16 protein-coding genes are annotated in these 20050 nt (G+C 60.1%); 4 read left to right on the forward strand and 12 right to left on the reverse strand.

Features of this window, described 5'->3' with window-relative positions:
* The first annotated feature begins 98 nt into the window (after positions 1-98).
* Entirely contained in the window at positions 99-953 is an 855-nt protein-coding gene (gene rpoH, locus V6L81_RS04550) for an RNA polymerase sigma factor RpoH (RefSeq protein WP_004419731.1), read from the forward strand.
* A gap of 55 nt (positions 954-1008) precedes the next feature.
* Here the strand turns inward: rpoH and V6L81_RS04555 are convergent, their stop codons facing one another.
* Positions 1009-1443, reverse strand: coding sequence for a hypothetical protein (locus tag V6L81_RS04555; protein ID WP_094999799.1), 435 nt, complete (start codon positions 1441-1443; stop codon positions 1009-1011).
* Positions 1444-1632: 189 nt separating this feature from the next.
* On the opposite strand from V6L81_RS04555, the gene V6L81_RS04560 reads away from it, so the two are divergent.
* The gene (locus V6L81_RS04560) at positions 1633-2133 is read left to right on the forward strand and encodes a YgjP-like metallopeptidase domain-containing protein (RefSeq protein ID WP_095017827.1); all 501 of its coding nucleotides are present in this window, start codon (positions 1633-1635) and stop codon (positions 2131-2133) included.
* Positions 2134-2184: 51 nt separating this feature from the next.
* Positions 2185-2481, forward strand: a complete 297-nt coding sequence (locus V6L81_RS04565; RefSeq protein WP_094999801.1) for a helix-turn-helix domain-containing protein — start codon at positions 2185-2187, stop codon at positions 2479-2481.
* On the opposite strand, the gene V6L81_RS04570 is transcribed toward V6L81_RS04565, so the two are convergent.
* The 11 genes from V6L81_RS04570 to betI all read right to left on the reverse strand — a co-directional run bounded on the left by V6L81_RS04570 (position 2472) and on the right by betI (position 17605).
* Positions 2472-2933 (reverse strand): GNAT family N-acetyltransferase, encoded by a 462-nt coding sequence (locus tag V6L81_RS04570; protein ID WP_094999802.1) that lies wholly within the window; start codon positions 2931-2933, stop codon positions 2472-2474. The two genes, V6L81_RS04565 and V6L81_RS04570, sit on opposite strands and share 10 nt — an antisense overlap.
* Before the next feature lie 64 nt (positions 2934-2997).
* Positions 2998-5172 (reverse strand): YccS family putative transporter, encoded by a 2175-nt coding sequence (gene yccS / locus V6L81_RS04575; protein WP_094999803.1) that lies wholly within the window; start codon positions 5170-5172, stop codon positions 2998-3000.
* Between the two features lie 145 nt (positions 5173-5317).
* Entirely contained in the window at positions 5318-6496 is a 1179-nt protein-coding gene (locus V6L81_RS04580) for an NAD(P)/FAD-dependent oxidoreductase (protein ID WP_338660676.1), read from the reverse strand.
* A gap of 144 nt (positions 6497-6640) precedes the next feature.
* Positions 6641-7978, reverse strand: a complete 1338-nt coding sequence (dbpA, locus tag V6L81_RS04585; RefSeq protein ID WP_228795946.1) for an ATP-dependent RNA helicase DbpA — start codon at positions 7976-7978, stop codon at positions 6641-6643.
* Between the two features lie 150 nt (positions 7979-8128).
* Positions 8129-9559 (reverse strand): multidrug transporter subunit MdtD, encoded by a 1431-nt coding sequence (gene mdtD, locus V6L81_RS04590; protein ID WP_095017825.1) that lies wholly within the window; start codon positions 9557-9559, stop codon positions 8129-8131.
* Between the two features lie 125 nt (positions 9560-9684).
* Positions 9685-11022: a TldD/PmbA family protein gene (locus V6L81_RS04595; RefSeq protein WP_094999805.1), complete on the reverse strand. Its 1338-nt coding sequence runs from the start codon at positions 11020-11022 to the stop codon at positions 9685-9687.
* Positions 11022-12464, reverse strand: coding sequence for a TldD/PmbA family protein (locus V6L81_RS04600; RefSeq protein ID WP_307987498.1), 1443 nt, complete (start codon positions 12462-12464; stop codon positions 11022-11024). The genes V6L81_RS04595 and V6L81_RS04600 overlap by 1 nt, the downstream gene beginning before the upstream one ends.
* Positions 12465-12596: 132 nt before the next feature.
* Positions 12597-13292: an RraA family protein gene (locus tag V6L81_RS04605; RefSeq protein WP_094999807.1), complete on the reverse strand. Its 696-nt coding sequence runs from the start codon at positions 13290-13292 to the stop codon at positions 12597-12599.
* Between the two features lie 292 nt (positions 13293-13584).
* Entirely contained in the window at positions 13585-15288 is a 1704-nt protein-coding gene (betA, locus tag V6L81_RS04610; protein WP_094999808.1) for a choline dehydrogenase, read from the reverse strand.
* Positions 15289-15429: 141 nt separating this feature from the next.
* Positions 15430-16902, reverse strand: a complete 1473-nt coding sequence (gene betB / locus V6L81_RS04615; protein ID WP_094999809.1) for a betaine-aldehyde dehydrogenase — start codon at positions 16900-16902, stop codon at positions 15430-15432.
* A 109-nt stretch (positions 16903-17011) separates the two neighbouring features.
* The gene (gene betI / locus V6L81_RS04620; protein WP_094999810.1) at positions 17012-17605 is read right to left on the reverse strand and encodes a transcriptional regulator BetI; all 594 of its coding nucleotides are present in this window, start codon (positions 17603-17605) and stop codon (positions 17012-17014) included.
* Positions 17606-18081: 476 nt separating this feature from the next.
* Here betI and V6L81_RS04625 point away from each other — a divergent pair, with 476 nt between their 5' ends.
* Positions 18082-20019 (forward strand): BCCT family transporter, encoded by a 1938-nt coding sequence (locus V6L81_RS04625; protein ID WP_238705530.1) that lies wholly within the window; start codon positions 18082-18084, stop codon positions 20017-20019.
* The last annotated feature ends 31 nt before the right edge of the window (positions 20020-20050 follow it).

Raw genomic sequence — 20050 nt, forward strand, 5'->3', positions numbered from 1 at the left:
TGACCTTTTCAGCTTTTTTTGGGAACTTTTTTCCAGGTTTCCGGTCAACTTTCGCAGTGCTGAACTGCACGAGTTATGTGAGACGGAGGTTTTTTCGTATGACCACTTCTTTGCAACCTGCGTATGCGTTGGTCCCTGGTGCGAACCTCGAGGCCTATGTCAATACGGTGAACAGCATTCCATTGCTGACACCGGAGCAGGAGCGTGAACTGGCCGAGAGTCTCTATTATGAGCAGGATTTGGGGGCGGCTCGGCAGATGGTGCTCGCCCACCTGCGTTTTGTTGTACACATTGCCCGTAGTTATTCGGGCTATGGCCTGGCTCAGGCTGACCTGATCCAGGAAGGCAACGTCGGCCTGATGAAGGCGGTCAAACGCTTCAACCCTGAAATGGGTGTGCGTCTGGTGTCTTTTGCGGTGCACTGGATCAAGGCAGAGATCCACGAATTTATCCTGCGCAACTGGCGGATCGTGAAAGTCGCGACCACCAAGGCTCAGCGCAAATTGTTCTTCAACCTGCGCAGCCAGAAAAAACGTCTCGCCTGGTTGAACAACGATGAAGTGCATCGTGTGGCTGAAAGCCTCGGCGTAGAGCCTCGCGAAGTGCGCGAGATGGAAAGCCGCCTGACCGGTCATGATATGGCGTTCGACCCGGCAGCCGAAGCTGACGACGACAGTGCGTTCCAGTCGCCAGCCAACTACCTGGAAGACCACCGGTATGACCCGGCGCGCCAACTGGAAGATGCTGACTGGACCGACAACTCCACCAGCAACCTTCACGAAGCGCTGGAAGTGCTGGACGACCGCAGCCGTGACATTCTGTATCAGCGCTGGCTGGCTGAAGAAAAAGCCACGCTGCACGACCTGGCGCAGAAGTACAACGTGTCAGCCGAGCGGATTCGTCAGCTGGAAAAAAGCGCGATGAACAAGCTCAAACTGTCGATTGCCGCCTGACCGGCCCGACCAAAAAACGCCTCGATCTGATCGGGGCGTTTTTTTTTTGGAGGAATTAAAGCCCCCCCTTGCCAGCCTGCTTCGCGCAGGGCCAGTTTGACGGTTGTGCCTTTAGCAACTCTGGATCAACACCATTGGCCCTGAGCAGTGAGTCCACCAGTGATCGGGACATCTCCACCGAATGCACCAGCGACCACACCAGCCCACGCTCTATGCCGCTGGCGTATGCGGTGATTTCATCCGAGACCTCTTCTGCGCTTTTGAGCATCAGCGACACATGGGACAGCGCTTCGATTGCACGGATATCAGGCAGCACGGCAAAGGGTGATTGCTTGCCTGCCCTTAGTGCACGGGTGGGTTTGAGGTTTTCCAGGCAAACGGGCGGGGCCTGAAGCAGGGCGTCGAGAATAAGCCGGGTGGTTTCATCGTGCTGATGATCATCCCGGGGAGTGTGAATGGCTTTGGGATCGTCGGGCGTCGGCTTTTTCATGTTTCTTCCACGGGGGAGCATCGGCGACTGGTGAAGATAGCCCTGTGAGTTTGCGGGTCGCAAGCAGCGCTTGTGTGCATCGTGTTTTCTCGGAAGCGTCTGCCTTTTGGCAGCGTAAAAGTCTGACGTGGGCGCCTGGGGATCGAATTCGCTACACTGGCGCACTTTTACGCTGTGCGTTGGCGCCCCATGACTGTGCTCAAATACCTCCAGGCTTACCCCCAGACCTTGCAAGAGCAGGTGCGCCAATTGATCGAGCGCAACCAGCTGGGCAGTTACCTGAGCGAGCGTTATCCACAGCGTCATGCCGTGCAAAGCGACAAGGCCCTGTATGCCTACGCTCAGGAGCTCAAACAGGAATACCTGCGCAATGCGCCATCCTTTGACAAGGTGCTGTTTGATAACCGGCTCGACCTGACCCACCGTGCGCTGGGTTTGCATACTGCTATTTCACGGGTTCAGGGCGGCAAGCTCAAGGCTAAAAAGGAACTGCGCGTGGCCTCGCTGTTCAAGGAAGCGGCGCCCGAGTTTTTGAAGATGATCGTGGTCCACGAGCTGGCCCACTTGAAAGAGTCAGACCACAACAAGGCGTTCTACAAGCTGTGTGAGCACATGTTGCCGGGTTATCACCAGCTGGAGTTCGACCTGCGGGTGTACCTCACGTGGCGGGATATGCAGGGCAAAACCTGACACTTACTTTATGTGTGGGAGCGGACCCGTAAAGACGGGCAGGAGTTCTGAATGGAAGTCAGCAAAACCAAAAGCAGCTTTTACCGGCGCTTGTATGTGGCCTGGTTGATCGATAGCCAGATCGCCAGCAGCGTGCCTGCCTTGACCGAAGTCACCGGCATGCCGCGTCGTACCGCCCAGGACACCATTGCTGCCCTGGCCGATCTGGACATCATCTGCGAATTTGAACAGCAGGATGGCGCCCGCAACCATGCCGGACGCTACCTGATCCGCAACTGGGGGCCGGTGGACAAAAACTGGGTCGCTGGGCATCTGGTGCAGATCAAGCAGGTGCTGGGTTACCCCTGAGATGTCAGGCGCATGCCGATGTGCGGGATGTTGTCTTCTAGGTAGATCTCGCCCTGGGTGTTGAACCCGTGTTGCTCGTAAAAGGGTTGCAGGTGCGCTTGGGCGGACAGGAATACGGGCTGCCCCGCCCAGTACTCTTCGATATTTTTCAGGGCCTGTTCAAGCAGGGTATGCCCAAGCTTTTGCCCGCGGCCTTCGACGGCAACGATTACGCGGCCGATCACTACGTCACCTCCCTGGGACTCGGGGTCGAGGATGCGGGCGTAGGCCACCAGCTGGTCGTCTTGCCAGCCCATCACATGCAGCGTATCGCCCGTCAGGTCTTGCCCGTCGACGTCCTGATAGGCGCATTTCTGCTCGGCGACAAATACTTTTGAGCGCAATTCGAGGATTGCGTAGAGCTGTTCCTTGCCCAGGTCGTTGTGGTGTTTGCAGAGCCAGTCGGTGGTCACGATCTTGTCCTTGTTGGCGAGTTCATGTCTCGATAGTAGGCGTGATGCCGACTGGCGCCAAGGCCTAAGGTGCCTTGACCAAATGCGCGGCCAGGGTGCGCAGTGGTCCGAGCTGGCGGCAAATCAGCGCCAGTTGGGTTTGTACCAGCCTCTGGTTTTCATCTATTTCATCGGGCATTTGTTCAAGTTCGCCGGCCAGGGCCTCTTCCTCATCACTTTGCACTGCAACCGCCTGCTTGGTGGCCAGGCCCTGGGCAATCTGGTCGATGCTGTCGGCAATCTTGCCCCCGGCCCCTTCAATCAACTGCTCGCGCACTTCGGCAGGCAATTGGGTGTCGCGGTGGGCGCCCAGGCCAGAGAGGTAACTGAGCAAAGTGTGGGACAGCACCAAAAAGCGGAAGCCCATGTCTGCATCCTTACGGAAATGCCCGGGTTCCATCAGCATATTGGCCAGGGTGGTCGACAGCGCCGCATCGGCGTTATGTGCGTTACGCCGTGCCAACCGATAGGCCAGGCTGTCGCTTTTACCCTGGGCATATTGCTGCATGATCTGGCGCAGGTACTGGCTGTTGCAGCTCAGGGTATTGGCCAGCACCTGGTTCAGGCGACGACCCTGCCAGTCAGGCAAGAACAGGAACACAGCCGCTGCCGCGATCACGCTACCCACCAGGGTGTCGAACAGGCGCGGCAGGAACAGTCCGTAACCATCGCCCACCTGATTGAAGCAAAACAGAATCATCAGGGTGATGGCCGCCGTGCTCAGGGTGTAGCGCGTGGTGCGGTTGATAAAGAACACCACCCCGGCCACGACGGCAAACATCGACTGTACCAGCGGGTTGGGGAACAGATCGAACAACGCCCAGCCCACGGCCAGGCCGATGGCAGTGCCGATAATCCGCTGGCTGAACTTGCGCCGCGTGGCGCCGTAGCTTGGCTGGCACACGAACAGCGTGGTGAGGATGATCCAGTAGCCCTGGCTTGGGTGAATCCAGTGCACCATCGCAAAACCGATACTCAGCGCCAGGGGCAGGCGCAAGGCGTGGCGGAAGATCAGCGAGGTAGGTGTCAGATGCTGGCGCAGGCGTGACCAGACATCCTTGAGGTTGCGTGGCGAGCGGTCGAGCAGGCTGCTATCGGTGGCATCGGCCAGGGTGTCGGGGTTGCTTGCATCGCTCAGCAGGCGGTCGAGGGTGCCGAGGTTGGCGGCCAGTGCCCGCAATGAACGCAATAGTCCGCGCCAGGCCGGGTTGCTCTGGATGCGCAAGTGTTCGAGGGAGGCGTGCAGGTCTCCCAGAGCCTCGGCAAAGCTGTCGTCATAGACGAATGGCTGGCGCAGCTTGATCGACTCCGACAGGCGCTGGCAGGCCACGCCTTGCTGGCGCAGCAGACGTTGGCAGCGGAACATCACATCACTGTGGAAGAAGGCGTCGGCCAGGGCGTTGTACGGGTAGTGTGAAGAGCTGGCACGTTCGTGGATGTCTTGGGCGAGGAAATACAGCTTGAGGTAGCGGCTGAGTTTGGAACCTGGCCGAGTATTGCCGACCCGGTGCAGGATGATTTCCTTGGCGGTGTTCAGCGCCGCCACCACCCTGCCGTTTTGCCGGGCCAGTTCCAGCCGTCCCGCTTCCACGTCCAGTTTGCGGATCGGCTCGAACAGCGCCGACTTGATTTTCAGGTACAGGCCAAGTTCCCAGAACAACCGGGCCAGGCTCTGTTGCACCGGCTGATTGGAAAACAGCGCCTGCCACAGCACCGACAGTATCCCGTACCAGGCGGCACCGGCCACCAGCAGCAAGGGTTCATGCCAGAAGTTGGTGACTTCGCCGCCGCGCTGATCTACGCCGATCATGGTGTACACGGCCAGAATCAGTGTGGCTGAAGCAATCGCCCCGTAGCGCTCGCCCAGCGCGCCGAGCATGGTCAGGCCGAAACTGGCCAGGGCCAGCGCGCAGACCATCAGCCAGGGGTAGGGGAAAAGCAACTCGACACTCAGGGCCGAGGCGGTGAAACACACCAGCGTCACCAGCAAGGCGTTGAGACGGCCTTGCCAGCTGTCATCGGTTTCAGACAGCGCACTGGCGATAACCCCCAGAAACAACGGGATCAGCAGTGACATCTCATCCTGATACCAGCAAAAAGCCATGCTGCCGGTCAGGGCGACAAATACCCGCACGCTGTAACTGAACTTGTCCAGTGCCCACAGGCGGCGCAGGGAATGCTGAAAGCTTTTCGATGACATGAAGTGGCGGTGCCTGGCTCGTGATTCGCTAACTTGAGCCAGATAAGACGACAGTGCAATGGGGCTGTCACATCGAACCAAAAATATTTTTCATGCGCCCCTGCAGACGCTGCTGCAGGTTGCAGCAGCGGCTACGGGGGGCAGGTCAGACGTACTGCGCCGCTGCATACCCCGAAGCCCACGCCCACTGGAAGTTGAAGCCGCCAAGATGGCCGCTTACATCCAGCACTTCGCCGACAAAATACAGGCCGGGGCTTTTCAGCGATTCCATGGTCTTGGACGACACTTCGCGGGTATCGACCCCACCCAGGGTCACTTCAGCGGTGCGATAACCTTCGGTGCCCGCGGGGACCACCTTCCAGCACGCCAGTTTGTCCGCCACCTGCGCCAGCTCCGCCGGGGTGTACTGCTTCATTGGCTTGGACTCGAGCCAGTGCTCGGCCAGCAGATTGGCCATCTTCTTGGTGAAGATTTCACCCAGCAGGGTTTTCAACTCGCTGTTGGGGCGCTCAACCTGCTGTGTTTGCAGCCAGCTCAGGGCGTCGAGGTCGGGCAGCAGATTGATCTCAACCGTATCACCGGGGTTCCAGAACGAGGAAATCTGCAAGATCGCCGGCCCGCTCAAACCACGGTGGGTGAACAGGATATTTTCGCGAAAGCTCTGGTCGTTGCAGCTCACCAGGCAATCCACCGACGTGCCCGACAGCTCGGTGCAGATCTCTTTGAGCTGATCGGTGATAGTGAACGGCACCAGGCCTGCCCGGGTTGGCAGCAAGGTGTGGCCGAACTGTTTGGCGATTTGATAGCCGAAGCCTGTGGCGCCCAGGGTCGGGATCGACAGCCCGCCGGTGGCGACCACCAGAGACTGGCAGTCAACCGGCCCCAGCGTTGTATTGAGGCTGTAGCCGTTGTCGGTTTTTTCGATCTGTTCGACTGAAGTGTCCAGGTGCAGGCTGACGCCGGCCTGTTTGCACTCGTCGAGGAGCATTTCGAGGATGTCGCTGGATTTGTTGTCGCAAAACAGCTGGCCGAGTTTTTTCTCGTGGTAGGGCACCCCGTGTTTGGCGACCATCTCGATAAAGTCCCACTGGGTGTAGCGGGCCAGGGCCGACTTGCAAAAGTGCGGGTTCTGCGACAGGAAATTGTTGGGCTCGGTGTACATGTTGGTGAAGTTGCAGCGGCCACCGCCCGACATCAGGATCTTTTTGCCTGCCTTGTTGGCGTGGTCGATCAGCATCACCTTGCGCCCACGGTTGGCGGCGGTCAGTGCGCACATCAGGCCTGCGGCGCCAGCGCCAATAATCACAACGTCGGTAGAGCGCAAAGCGGTGTCCTCGGTAAAAGCAGCCCTCACCCCAGCCCTCTCCCTGAGGGAGAGGGAGCTTGACCAGGGTGATTTCGAATTCTATGCAAATCTGCCCCCTCTCCCTCCGGGAGAGGGTTGGGGTGAGGGGGCTCTTGAAGCGTCTTACAAAACCCGTACGCGCAATACGCGGCCTTTGATTTTGCCTTCGCTCAGGCGCTGTGCAGCCTGCTTGGCAATGGTGCGGTCAACCGCCACGTAGGCCTGGAAGTCAAAGATGGCGATCTTGCCAACCTGGGCACCCGGGATGCCTGCGTCGCCGGTCAGTGCGCCAAGGATATCGCCTGGGCGAACCTTGTCTTTACGACCTGCGCCGATCACCAGTGTGCTCATGGCCGGCAGCAACGGTGCGCCGCCCTGAGAGGTGAGGGTGTCCAGGGTTTCCCAGTTCAGCGGAGCTTTCTGCAACTGCTCGATGGCCTGGGCGCGGTGCGCTTCGGACGGTGCAACCAGGCTGATGGCCACGCCTTTTTCGCCCGCACGGCCGGTACGGCCAACACGGTGAATATGGATTTCCGAATCGCGGGCCAGCTCAACGTTGAGCACCATGTCCAGCGCGTCGATGTCCAGACCACGGGCGGCTACGTCGGTGGCAACCAGTACCGAAGTCGAACGGTTGGCAAACATGGCCAGTACCTGGTCACGGTCGCGCTGCTCCAGGTCGCCGTGCAGGCCGACGGCCGAAATGCCCTTGGAGGTCAGGTGATCAACGGTTTCCTGCACCTGCTGCTTGGTGAAGCAGAACGCCACGCAAGACTGCGGGCGGAAGTGGCCCAGTACCTTGGTCACGGCGCTCATGCGCTCTTCAGGCGAGATTTCGTAGAAACGCTGCTCGATTTGGCTGTCAGTGTGCAGCGCCTCTGCTTTTACCTGCTGAGGGTTGCGCATGAACTTGGACGACAGCTGCTTGATACCGGCCGGGTAAGTGGCCGAGAACAGCAAGGTCTGGCGACGCTCCGGGGTTTTGACAATGATGTCTTCGATGGCGTCATAGAAGCCCATGTCCAGCATGCGGTCAGCTTCGTCCAGTACCAGGGTGTTCAGACCGTCCAGTACCAGCGAGCCTTTGCGCAAGTGTTGCTGGATACGCCCCGGAGTGCCGACGATGATGTGCGCGCCGTGCTCCAGCGAACCGATCTGCGGGCCGAACGACACGCCACCACACAGGGTCAGGACCTTGATGTTGTCTTCGGCGCGGGCCAGGCGGCGGATTTCCTTGGCGACCTGGTCAGCCAGTTCGCGGGTCGGGCAGATCACAAGGGCCTGGCAGCCGAAGAAGCGCGGGTTGATCGGGTTCAGCAGGCCGATGCCGAAGGCGGCAGTTTTGCCACTACCGGTCTTGGCCTGGGCGATCAGGTCCATGCCTTTGAGGATCACCGGCAAGCTCTGCGCCTGAATCGGCGTCATCTGGGCATAACCGAGGGAGTCGAGGTTAGCCAGCATGGCGGCGGACAGAGGCAGAGTGTTAAAAGCGGTGGCAATGGTGGTCACGGGACTGGCCTGCAAAACAAAATGTCGCGCAGTGTACCAGTCCCATGCCCTTTGCCTGAACATTCTGGACGAGATGTCATCCAGTTCTTGGCGAAAAGTAGCTTAATGTTCCAGCTCATGTTCCGAGTTGGCCTTGGGTTTGCGGCCATCCTGGGGTGACAGTTGCAGGAAAATCGCCGCTGCCAGCATCGCCATGATCCCTACTGTGAGGAAGGTCAGCTGGAACGCGCCCAGCACCGTGTCCACCCCATCGTTGCCGCCATCCCCGGTAAAGCCGCCAAGCAATGCCCCGGCGCAAGCCACGCCCAGGCTCAGGGACAGTTGCGCCACCACCGACAGCAAACTGTTGCCGCTGCTGGCGCTGGCGTCGTCGAGATCGATCAGGGTGACGGTGTTCATGGCGGTGAACTGCAATGAGTTGATCGCTCCCAAAACGGCCAGCATTGACAGCAACAACGGGTATGGCGTGTGTTCGGTAACCAGCCCCATGCTGGCCAGCATCAGGCCAAGGGCGAAGGTGTTGGCCGTCAGCACGGTGCGGTATCCCACGCGCTCGATCAATGGCCTGGCCACCCATTTGGCCAGCATGGCGGCCGCGGCCAGTGGCAGCATGCTCATCCCGGCCTGTGACGGGGAATAGCCCAGCGCGACCTGCAACAGCAAGGGCACCAGAAACGGCAGGGCGCCGCTGCCCAGGCGGGCGAACAGGTTACCGAGGATGCCCACTGCGAAGGTCTTGGTTTTGAACAGCACCGGGGAGAACAGCGGGTTGCTGATATTGCCCGCGCGTAACCAGTACGCTGCCAGACAGGCCATGCCCGCAAACAGCAGCAACATCACCCGCAGGTGCGGCATATGCAGCTCGCCCAGGCCTTCCATGGCAATGGTGATAAACACCATCGCCGCGCCAAACAGCACAAAACCCAACCCGTCAAAACGGGTGCGCTCGCTGCCGCGCAAATCCGGAATGAAGTGCCAGACGGCCCAGCAACCGAGAACGCCCACGGGCAGGTTGATCAGGAAAATCCAGTGCCAGCTCAGGTACTGCACCATCCAGCCGCCCATCGTGGGGCCTATCAGCGGGCCGAGCAGGCCGGGAATGGTGATAAAACCCATGATCCGCACCAGCTCCGAGCGCGGATAGGCCTTGAGCACCACCAGCCGGCCGATGGGCAGCATCAGGGCACCACCCAGGCCCTGGACGATCCGTGCGCCGATCAGCTCGTTGAGAGTGCCGGACAGGGCGCAGAGCAACGAGCCGAAACTGAACAGCAGGATGGCGCTGAAAAAGATTTTTTTGGTGCCGAAGCGGTCGGCGATCCACCCCGAGGCCGGGATCAGCAAGGCAACGGTGAGCATGTAGGCAACGATCACACCTTGCATGCGCAGCGGGTTTTCGTCGAGGTCGCGGGCCATGTCGGGCAGGGCGGTGTTGAGGATGGTGCCGTCGAGTGACTGCATGAAAAACGCGATGGCCACCACCCACGGCAACCAGCGCAGGGTTTCAGGGCTTAGAACCGGGCGTACGGGCATAGGACCTCTTTTTATGGACTGTCGATAATCCTCTGTGGGAGCGGGCTTGCTCGCGATGCAGAGGCCCGGGTTTTTTCAGGTAAACCGCGGCGACGCAATCGCGAGCAAGCCCGCTCCCACAGGTGTTACAGCGTCAGCGTGAGCTTTTTGACCAATGCCCCCGGCAGCAGATTTGACGCCGTCTGGCGTTGGTCGTAGGTGCTGGCCGAGAGCAACAACTCACGCTCGGCTGTCAGCGCTTCCAGTTGTGAACCCAGCAGACTATAGACGCTGTCATCAAAGCGCATGGTGTTGACCGGGGCCTTTATCTCGCCGTTTTCCACCCAGAAAGTGGCAAAGCGGGTCATGCCGGTCAGGCGGGCGGCCGGTTGGTCCGAGTAGTTCAGGTACCACAGGTTGCTGATATACAACCCGGTGCCCAACTGCTTGAGGATGTCGGCCTGCACCAGGCTCCCTGCCGCCATCGCCAGTGCGCTCGGGGCTTCGCCCTCCGGTGCGCCGTTGACCTCAAGGCCATACTCGGCGGCACTGCGAGAACTCACCAGTTGCTGCTCGGCTTTGCCGTGTTTGACCAGCGACAAGTCCTGACGCGGATACCCCTCGCCGGAAAACGCCGGGCTCAGGGACTGGCTGACCTGCTCGTCAAACGACACCAGCGGGCTCAGTTGCGCATCGCCCGCGTAGAGCTTTTGCAGCGGGCTGGATTTGCTGGCCAGTGCCTGGGCCGAAAAACCGCCCCAGCACAGCATGCTCATCACTTCTTCCAGCGCCGCCGGCGCCAGGTAGGCTCGGTACTCACCGGGCGCCAGGGCATGCAGCGGGCGATCGAGGAAACTCAGTTGCTCGCGGGCCAGTTGCATGCGCCGGGCGAAACGTTCGCTGTCCCAGTCGGCGCCGGCGTAGCTGGCCTTGACCGCCTGACCGTTGCTGTGGAACAAACTCCAGTCGAAATTGAAGCTATTGGCCTGATGCCAGCCAAACGCGCCCTCGGAGCTGGCATAGCCGTAGCTGATCGGGCCGCTGGCATAAAATCCGACCAGATCTACGCCTTTGGATGCACTGCGGATTTCTTCCAGAACCCGGGCCGTGTCCGGCAGGGGCTGGTTCTGCACGTTATGGCTGTTCCACGGCTGCGGGTTGAGCAGTAAATACGGATCGGCGGGCAACAATGGCAAGGTGTCGCGCAGTTGCCGCAGGGCATCGGCCAGGCGCTGTTTGTCGACATTAGGCTCGCCAGCCAGGGTGAGGTTCACATCGGCGTGGCGGCCGTCGTGGATCAGCTTCAGGCTCAGGCTGGCCTGTTGCACCTGTCCGGCCTGACGCACCTTGCCCTTGTTGAAACGGATAAATTCCGATGCTTCGCCGTTATAGCCCAGGGTGAACTGCTCAGGCGCAAGGATCGCTTTGCCCAACCACTCGACCAACCCCTTGAACTGCTCGGCCTGACTCAATGGGGTACTCATCAGGCATCACCTCCAAACACATCGATTTGACTGAACACGCAGGCGGGGGACGCATGGCCCACGCGGATCACCTGGTTGGGTTCGCCCTTGCCGCAGTTCGGGGTGCCCAGCACCTTGAAGGTGCTGGCGTCGCCCACGGCGCTGAGGTTGCGCCAGAACTGATCGGAAATGCCCCGGTAGTTGGGGTTTTTGACCACGCCCTTGAGTTCACCTTCCTCGATCAACTGGCCCCACTCGCAACCGAACTGGAACTTGTTGCGCGCGTCGTCGATCGACCAGGACCGGTTGGTGGCCATCAGAATACCGCTTTCGATACCGCCGATCATTTGCTCAAGCGACTGATCGCCTGGCTCGATATTGAGGTTGGCCATACGGTCAATCGGTGGCCGGTTCCAGCCGCAGGCGCGGCTGTTGGCCACGCCTTCGAGGCCCGAGCGGAACTGTGACAGTGCGCCACCCAGCGGGCGTAGCAGCAAGCCTTCGCGGATCAGGAACTCCTTGTAGGCCGGGGTGCCGTCGTCGTCGAAGCGGTAGCTGGCGAGCTCCTCGGGGATGGTTGGGTCGAAGGTCACGTTCAGCAGCTTTGAGCCATATTGCAGGCTGCCGAAGTCGCTGGCCTTGACGAAGCTGGTACCGGCGTAATTGCGCTCGTCACCGAGAATGCGGTCCAGTTCCAGCGGGTGTCCGATGGACTCATGGATTTGCAGGATCATCTGGTCGGGCATCAGCAGCAGATCGCGTTTGCCGACAGGAGCATTGGGTGCCAGCAGCAATTGCAGGGCCTGATCGGCGACCTGGGGTGCGGCACCGATCAGCCCGCAGCGGCTGATCACATCGGCGCCACCTTGCTGGCCGAAGTTTTCGCGGCCCAGGCTACGGCTTTGACTGTCGTTGCCGTCATAGGCAGTGACACTCATGCCCGGGTAAACAAAGCGCTGCGCCCGGCGCAGCTCGGCGCCGGCGCTGTTCAGGTAAATTTGCTCGACGTGATTGAGGCCCAGTGAAACCACCCAGCTCACCAGCCGCTCGTCTTTGGGCACGGCGGCTGATTCGGCGCCCAGCAGGGCAAAGCACTCGCTGAGTGAGGGGAAAGCCTGGTCAAGATCGGGTGAGAAAAAGTCGGCGCGCTCATGGCACACCGGTTCCTGGCTCAGGTTGAGCAGCGCATGCCCGGCGATCAGCTGGGCCTGGGTTTCAGCGCGATCAAGCGCGGCCTGCAGGCCGGCCTGGGACAGGTCGTTGGTGGCGGCGTAGGCTTCGATACCGCGCAACCGCACGGTGAGCATGGCGCCCTGGTCGTGACTGAATGAGGGAGGCTCTGCGACGTTCTTGCGTACCGACAGGTATTGCCCGGACTCGCGTACATAGCGTAACGAAAAGAACTCGGCCCGGGTGCGCAGTGCGGCAAAGCGCTGCTTGAGCTGAGGGTAGAAATCGAACATGCACAGACCTCCTTGGACTTGGTGGGTCTGTGGGAGCGGGCTTGCTCACGATGCAGGCAGTGCGGTTAACCCGCTGGACCGCGGTGATGCCATCGCGAGCAAGCCCGCTCCCACAGGGGCGCGCGTAGCGTGTTAAACCGGGCAACCCTTGGCGCGCAGGATGGCGTCAAAACGGTCCGGGTCCAGGGTGCCTTCTTTGATTGCCTTGAGCGTTGCCTGCTCACGGGCCAGCAGATCGTGGCAACGGATCAGCAATTCCGGCAGTTCACTGCGCGAAGCCGCAACCACGCCGTCACCGTCGCCGATCATCAGGTCGCCTGGCATTACCAGCATACCGGCACACGAGATGGGGACGTTGATTTCGCCGCCGCCGTCAGTGCTCGGGCCGCGATGTACGCCGCCGATGGCATAGGCGGGCAGTTCACCGGTCTGCCACTCGTCGAGGTCGCGCAGGGCGCCGTTGATCACCACGCCGACAATCCCGGCCTTGAGGGCCATGGCACGCATGATGCCGCCGAACACGGCACGGGTCAGGTCGGCACTGCCGTCGATCACCAGCACATCGCCGGGGCGGGCCATTTGCATGGCTTTGAGGATCATCAGGTTGTCGCCCGGGCGTACACGGACGGTCAGCGCGCTGCCCAGCATCGGGCGGGTACCGTGGAACGGCTTGAGGCCCAGACCACCCACGTTGCGGCCCAGACAGTCACTGACTGCGGCTGCGGGGATCTTGCTGAATTCGGTGAGCCATTTTGGATCGAGAGGTTCTGCGTTTGGATTAATCAGGAAGCCGGTCGGCCATTTGCTCGAAGAGACAACATCAAACATAGAAAACCTCTTGGCCAGGCAAGGCTGGCATGTCGGGTGGGGCGGGGGGGTGTGGCGCGAAGCGAGGCACTAGATTAGGCCTGCGCTGAAGCGGGGGCAAGCGGGGCAAGATGAAACTCAAGAGTTACACAAAATTCGTAGCAGCTGCCGAAGGAAGGAGGCTGCGTCCGGTTGCGAAGCGACCGTGAAACCAGATGACGCGATTCATCAGAAGAACCGCATCACCTGAATTTACGACGGCTGTGCCGCCGGACGTAGCCTCGCTCCGCTCGTCAACTGCTACGGATAGTGCTTACTGCGCAGTACGGCTCACTTCACGCAGCGGCTTGCCGCGTACCGGCGCGTCGCCTGCGACGTAGTAGTCGGCAGTGCTGCGCGGCTCCGGCTGGCGGCCACGGATCTTGTCGGCAATTTTCTCGGCGATCATGATCGTCGGTGCATTGAGGTTGCCGGTGGTGATCAGCGGCATGATCGAGGCATCGACCACACGCAGGCCCTGCATGCCATGCACACGGCCTTCGCCGTCGACCACAGCCATTTCGTCGGTGCCCATTTTGCACGAGCAGGACGGGTGGAACGCGGTCTCGGCGTGTTCGCGGATAAAGGTATCCAGCTCTTCGTCGGTCTGCTTGTCGATGCCCGGGCTGATTTCACGGCCACGGAATGCATCCAGTGCTGGCTGCTGCATGATTTCACGGGTCAGGCGGATGCCGTCGCGGAATTCCTGCCAGTCCTGCTCGCTGGCCATGTAGTTGAACAGGATGCTCGGATACTCGCGCGGGTCCTTGGACTTCACATTGATCCGGCCACGGCTCGGCGAACGCATGGAGCCCATGTGCGCCTGGAAACCGTGCTCTTTCACCCCGTTGCTGCCGTTGTAGTTAATCGCTACCGGCAGGAAGTGGTACTGGATGTTCGGCCATTCGAACTCTTCGCGGGTGCGAATAAAACCACCGGCTTCAAACTGGTTGCTGGCACCGATGCCTTTGCCCAGGAACAGCCACTCGGCACCAATGGCCGGCTGGTTGTACCAAAGCAGCGACGGGTACAGCGACACCGGCTGGGTGCAGGCGTATTGCAGGTACAACTCAAGGTGATCCTGCAGGTTCTGGCCCACGCCCGGGAGGTCGTGCACCACCGGGATATCGAGGCTGTTGAGCAGTTCGGCCGGGCCGACGCCGGAGCGTTGCAGCACGGTTGGCGAGCCGATTGCGCCGCTGCACAGCAGCACTTCCTTGCGGGCCTTGGCCTGGATTCGGGTGTCGCTGTCGCCGACCATGTAGGAAACGCCAACGGCGCGTTTACCTTCAAACAGGATCTTGTCGGTCAGGGCGTGGGTGACGATTTTCAGGGTCGAACGCTGCTTGGCCGTGTCCAGGTAGCCGCGGGCGGTACTGGCGCGACGGCCGTTCGGCGTCACGGTACGGTCCATCGGGCCGAAACCTTCCTGCTGATAGCCGTTCAGGTCTTCGGTGCGCGGGTAACCGGCCTGTACACCGGCTTCAACCATGGCGTGGAACAACACGTTGTTCCCGGCTTTGGGCGTGGTCACGCTGACCGGACCATCGCCACCGTGGTAGTCGTTGGGGCCGATATCGCGGGTTTCGGCTTTGCGGAAGTATGGCAGGCAGTCCAGGTACGACCAGTCTTCGAGGCCCGGGTATTTCGCCCAGCCGTCGTAGTCCATCGCGTTACCGCGGATGTAGCACATGCCGTTGATCAGGGACGAACCGCCCAGGCCCTTGCCGCGGCCACATTCCATGCGACGGTTATCCATGTGTGGCTCTGGATCGGTCTCGAAGGCCCAGTTGTAGCGACGCCCTTGCAGCGGGAATGCCAGCGCCGCAGGCATCTGCGTGCGGAAGTCGAAACGGTAGTCCGGGCCGCCTGCTTCAAGCAGCAGCACGGTGACGCCTTGGTCTTCAGTCAGACGGGTCGCCAGGGTGTTACCGGCAGAGCCGGCACCAATGATGATGTAATCGAATTCTTGGGACATAAATGCACCCTCTTTGAAGTTGTGGCAGAGCTTGTGGGAGCGAGCCTGCTCGCGATTGCATCAGCGCGGTGCAACTGATGCACCGCGTCGCCTGTATCGCGAGCAAGCCCGCTCCCACAGGGTTTATGCGGGCCTGTCGGTTTAGAACACCGAAACGTAGTCGCCCAGCTCTACCTGTACCGATTTGATCTGGGTGTACTGAGCCAGCGAGCTGATACCGTTTTCACGGCCAATGCCCGATTGCTTGTAGCCGCCCACCGGCATTTTTGCGTCGGACTCACCCCAGGCGTTGATCCAGCAAATGCCCGCTTCCAGCTGATGAATCACGCGGTGAGCGCGGTTCAGGTCCTTGGTCACGACGCCGGCAGCCAGGCCGAACTCGGTGTCGTTGGCGCGGCGGATCACTTCTTCTTCGCTGTCGTAGGTGAGGATGCTCATGACCGGGCCGAAGATTTCTTCTTTGACGATGGTCATGTCATCGGTGCAGTCGGTGAACACGGTCGGTGCCACGAATGCGCCTTTGGCCAGATCACCTTCGGTCAGGCGTTCACCGCCGCACAGCAGGCGGGCGCCTTCTTCTTTGCCCTTGGCAATGTAGCCCAGCACGCTTTCCATGTGAGCAAAGCTGACCAGCGGGCCGAAGTTGGTGTTTTCGTCTTGCGGGTTGCCGATACGGATGCGCGCTACGCGCTCCAGAATCTTGGCTTCAAACGCCGCTTTCATGGCCGTCGGGATAAATACGCGGGTGCCGTTGGTGCACACCTGGCCCGAGCTGTAGAAGTTGGCCATCATCGCGGTATCCGCGGCGCGATCCAGGTCGGCGTCGTCGAAAATGATCAGCGGTGATTTGCCGCCCAGTTCCATGGTCACGTCTTTGAGCGACGACTGGGTAGCACTGGCGGTGACTTTCTTGCCGGTATCGGTGCCGCCGGTGAACGAGATTTTCGCGATGCGCGGGTGCTCGGTCAGCCAGGTGCCCACTTCACGGCCGCTGCCAGTCAGAACGTTGAACACGCCGTCCGGCAGGCCCGCTGCGGTGAAGACTTCGGCGAGCTTCAGGGTAGTCAGGGAAGTGACTTCACTTGGCTTGAAGATCATTGCGTTGCCGGCAGCCAGGGCCGGTGCGGATTTCCACAGGGCGATCTGGATCGGGTAGTTCCACGCGCCGATACCGGCCACAACGCCCAACGGCTCGCGACGGGTGTACACGAACGAAGTGTCGCGCAGCGGGATTTGCTCGCCTTCGATGGCGGGCGCCAGACCTGCGTAGTACTCCAGTACGTCGGCGCCGGTGACGATGTCGACATAACGGGTTTCGGAGTACGACTTGCCGGTGTCCAGGGTTTCCAGGGCGGCCAGTTCATCGTTGCGCTCGCGCAGGATTTCCACGGCGCGACGCAGGATTCGCGAACGCTCCATGGACGTCATGGCGGCCCAGATTTTCTGGCCTTTTTCGGCGCTGACTACAGCGCGCTCGACGTCTTCTTTGGTAGCGCGTTGCACTTGCGCGAGGACTTCGCCGTTAGCCGGGTTGATGGCATCGAAAGTAGCGTCGCTACCGGCGTCGGTGTAGCCGCCGTCGATGTAGAGTTTTTGCAGTTCGAAACGGGCCATAAAATCCTCGCAAGTGCAGACAAGTGGTGGGCGTTAATCGTGAGTCGGGTGCCCTCTAGCTGTGGCACCGCAGATTCACGACAGTTCAGGGGTTAAGCGTTAATTGGGCCTAACTCACCTGTTTCGCCAGTTGTAGATCCATATATTCGTAGCAGATGCGTTGTGCCTGGTCGGTGTCGAAGCCGTCACCGGAAAGGGCACCCCGCAACCATAGACCATCGATGAGCGCTGCCAGGCCTCGTGCTGCATTGCGGGCCTGGGCCTGGGGCAACACCCGGCGGAACTGGCAGCACAGATTGGAGTACAAGCGGTGGTCGTTGATCCGCTGCAATCTGTGCAACGACGGTTGGTGCATGCTGGCCGCCCAAAAGGCCAGCCAGGTTTTCATTGCCGGGCCATTGACCTGGCTGGCGTCGAAGTTGCCCTCGACGATGACCTGTAAATGAGCCCGCGGGCTGTCGTCGCCCAACGCCTGGCGGCGCTCGGTGACGTTATCGATCAAGACGTTCATCAAGTACCGCATGGTGGCGGCAATCAGACCGTTCTTGTCTTTGAAGTAGTGACTGATGATGCCGTTGGACACACCGGCCAGACGGGCAATCAGCGCAATGCTGGCATCTGCCATCCCGACCTGATCGACAGCCGTCAATGTGGCTTCGATCAACTGCTGGCGGCGTATGGGTTGCATACCGACCTTGGGCATTTCGCAAATCTCCTTGGGCCGGCGGTCAGTGCAAAAACATCACTGAACGGCAGCCAGTCTATTTTGTTTTGATTGAACGTTCAATCAACAAAGAATAAGCTCTGCGACAAATCGTCGCGATTTATGTCGTTTTCCTACGCATGAATGGCGCAAATCGACACGGTAAATTCCCATGGAACCCAAGCAGAAGCAGGCTTTCGCAGGCGCTGACGGGAGATCCAAACAGGCACAACGCATCAGACCACGCGGGGCAGCCCTTGATTTCAAGGGGACGCACACAGGTTTTGAACGCGGTCTGGGCGGGTCCGGTTTTTTAGCGGTGTCTTTATATCACTCGACCGTTGGTCGCTATCTAGGCGAATGGTCGTGTGGTGCGTTGCCTTAAGTCCTTGTCTCGCACTCCCTGGAGCATCCGTGCAATGAGTTCTGCCTCTCTTATAAAGACCCCACCGCAAAAGGTGACGGTCAACGGTTGGGTGTTTTACACCTCCACTGCCTTGATACTTTTGCTGACTGCCATCCTGATCATTGCTCCCGAAGAAGCGGGCCGTATCCTGGGTGTGGCCCAGGAATGGCTGTCGCGCAGCTTCGGCTGGTACTACATGGTAGTCATCGCTGCTTATCTGATCTTTGTGGTCGGGTTGGCGTTTTCGTCCTACGGAAAATTGAAACTGGGAACGAAACAGGACACCCCGGATTTCAGCTATGGCGCCTGGGCCGGGATGCTGTTCTCGTCCGGTATCGGTATTTCGCTGCTGTACTTCGGCGCATCCGAGCCGCTGGATCACTACTTCAACCCGCCTGAAGGCGTGTCGGGCAGCCATGAAGCAGCGCGCCAGGCGTTGCAACTGACTTTCCTGCACTGGGGTCTGCATGGCTGGGCGATTTACGCGCTGGTCGGTCTGGCCGTGGCCTATTTTGCCTACCGTCACAACCAGCCGCTGGCGTTGCGTTCGGCGCTGTATCCGTTGATGGGCGAGCGCTGGGTCAAAGGTGCTGCGGGCCATGCGGTGGATGGCTTCGGTATGTTCGTGACACTGCTGGGCCTGGTGACCAACCTGGGCATTGGTTCGATGCAAGTGTCGTCGGGGCTTGAGAACCTGTTCGGCATGGAGCACAGCAACACCAACCTGTTGATCGTGATCATCGTGATGAGCACCGTGGCGACCATTGCTGCAGTCTCGGGCGTTGAAAACGGCATCCGCCGACTGTCCAACCTGAACATTATCCTGTTCAGTGGCCTGCTGATTTTCGTGCTGCTGTTCGGTCCGACCCTGCACCTGCTCAACGGTTTTGTGCAAAACACCGGCGACTACCTCAACGGTATCGTGATGAAAACCTTCGACCTGTACGTGTACGAAGGCGACAGCAGGAAAACCGAAGGCTGGCTGGGCCTGTGGACTCTGTTCTACTGGGCCTGGTGGATTTCCTGGGCCCCATTTGTCGGGATGTTTATCGCGCGTATTTCCCGTGGTCGCACGGTGCGTGAACTGGTGGCGGGCGTGCTGTTGATTCCGCTGGGCTTCACCTTGGCCTGGTTGTCGATCTTCGGTAACTCGGCGCTGGACCTGGTGGTTAACCACGGTGCCGTGGAGCTGGGTAAAACGGCGCTTGAGCAGCCGTCGATGGCGATTTATCAACTGCTTGAGCATTACCCTGCGTCGAAAATTGTTATCGGTGTCTCGATCTTTGTCGGCTTTGTGCTGTTCCTGACCCCGGCCGACTCCGGCGCGGTGATGATGGCCAACCTGTCGTGCAAAGGCGGTGATGTGGACGAAGATGCGCCGCACTGGCTGCGGATCTTCTGGTCGGCGGTAATCACGCTGGTGACTATCGGCCTGCTGTTTGCCGGTAACTTTGCGGCGATGCAAACCATGGTGGTACTGGCCGGTTTGCCGTTTTCGGTGGTATTGATCCTGTTTATGTTTGGCCTGCACAAGGCGATGCGCCAGGACACTCTGGTTGAACAGGAACAAGCCGAGCTGGCTGCCCGTGGCCGTCGTGGTTTCAGCGAGCGGCTGACTGCACAGGACCTGCAACCGACTCAAGCCGTGGTGCAGCGTTTTATGGACAAACACGTGACCCCGGCACTGGAAGATGCGGCGGTACAATTGCGTAGTCAGGGGCTTGATGTGCAGACCCTGCTGGGCAGCGCCAAGCGTTGCATGGGCGTGCGGGTTGAAATGGAAGAAGGCAACCCGTTTGTCTACGAAGTCAGCCTGGATGGCTACCTGGCCGCACCGAGCGAGTCGGGTGAAGACGAAGTGCGCAGCCGTTATTACCGAGCTGAGGTGTACTTGCACAACGGTAACCAGGAGTACGACTTGATGGGCTTCACCCAGGAGCAGATCAGCCGTGACGTGCTCGATCAGTTTGAAAGCCATCGCCAACTCCTTGGCCGCGTATATAGCTAAGAACTGCAAAAGCCCCTCACCCTAACCCTCT

It is taken from the genome of Pseudomonas bubulae (assembly GCF_037023725.1).
Lineage (GTDB): Bacteria > Pseudomonadota > Gammaproteobacteria > Pseudomonadales > Pseudomonadaceae > Aquipseudomonas > Aquipseudomonas bubulae.

What these genes read in the sequence shown, in the direction of transcription:
- rpoH (WP_004419731.1), top strand. Translation starts at nt 99, where the DNA reads ATGACCACTTCTTTGCAACCTGCGTATGCGTTGGTCCCTGGTGCGAAC.
- V6L81_RS04555 (WP_094999799.1), bottom strand. Translation starts at nt 1,443, where the DNA reads ATGAAAAAGCCGACGCCCGACGATCCCAAAGCCATTCACACTCCCCGG.
- V6L81_RS04560 (WP_095017827.1), top strand. Translation starts at nt 1,633, where the DNA reads ATGACTGTGCTCAAATACCTCCAGGCTTACCCCCAGACCTTGCAAGAG.
- V6L81_RS04565 (WP_094999801.1), top strand. Translation starts at nt 2,185, where the DNA reads ATGGAAGTCAGCAAAACCAAAAGCAGCTTTTACCGGCGCTTGTATGTG.
- yccS (WP_094999803.1), bottom strand. Translation starts at nt 5,172, where the DNA reads ATGTCATCGAAAAGCTTTCAGCATTCCCTGCGCCGCCTGTGGGCACTG.
- dbpA (WP_228795946.1), bottom strand. Translation starts at nt 7,978, where the DNA reads ATGCTGGCTAACCTCGACTCCCTCGGTTATGCCCAGATGACGCCGATT.
- mdtD (WP_095017825.1), bottom strand. Translation starts at nt 9,559, where the DNA reads ATGCCCGTACGCCCGGTTCTAAGCCCTGAAACCCTGCGCTGGTTGCCG.
- V6L81_RS04595 (WP_094999805.1), bottom strand. Translation starts at nt 11,022, where the DNA reads ATGAGTACCCCATTGAGTCAGGCCGAGCAGTTCAAGGGGTTGGTCGAG.
- V6L81_RS04600 (WP_307987498.1), bottom strand. Translation starts at nt 12,464, where the DNA reads ATGTTCGATTTCTACCCTCAGCTCAAGCAGCGCTTTGCCGCACTGCGC.
- V6L81_RS04605 (WP_094999807.1), bottom strand. Translation starts at nt 13,292, where the DNA reads ATGTTTGATGTTGTCTCTTCGAGCAAATGGCCGACCGGCTTCCTGATT.
- betA (WP_094999808.1), bottom strand. Translation starts at nt 15,288, where the DNA reads ATGTCCCAAGAATTCGATTACATCATCATTGGTGCCGGCTCTGCCGGT.
- betB (WP_094999809.1), bottom strand. Translation starts at nt 16,902, where the DNA reads ATGGCCCGTTTCGAACTGCAAAAACTCTACATCGACGGCGGCTACACC.
- betI (WP_094999810.1), bottom strand. Translation starts at nt 17,605, where the DNA reads ATGCCCAAGGTCGGTATGCAACCCATACGCCGCCAGCAGTTGATCGAA.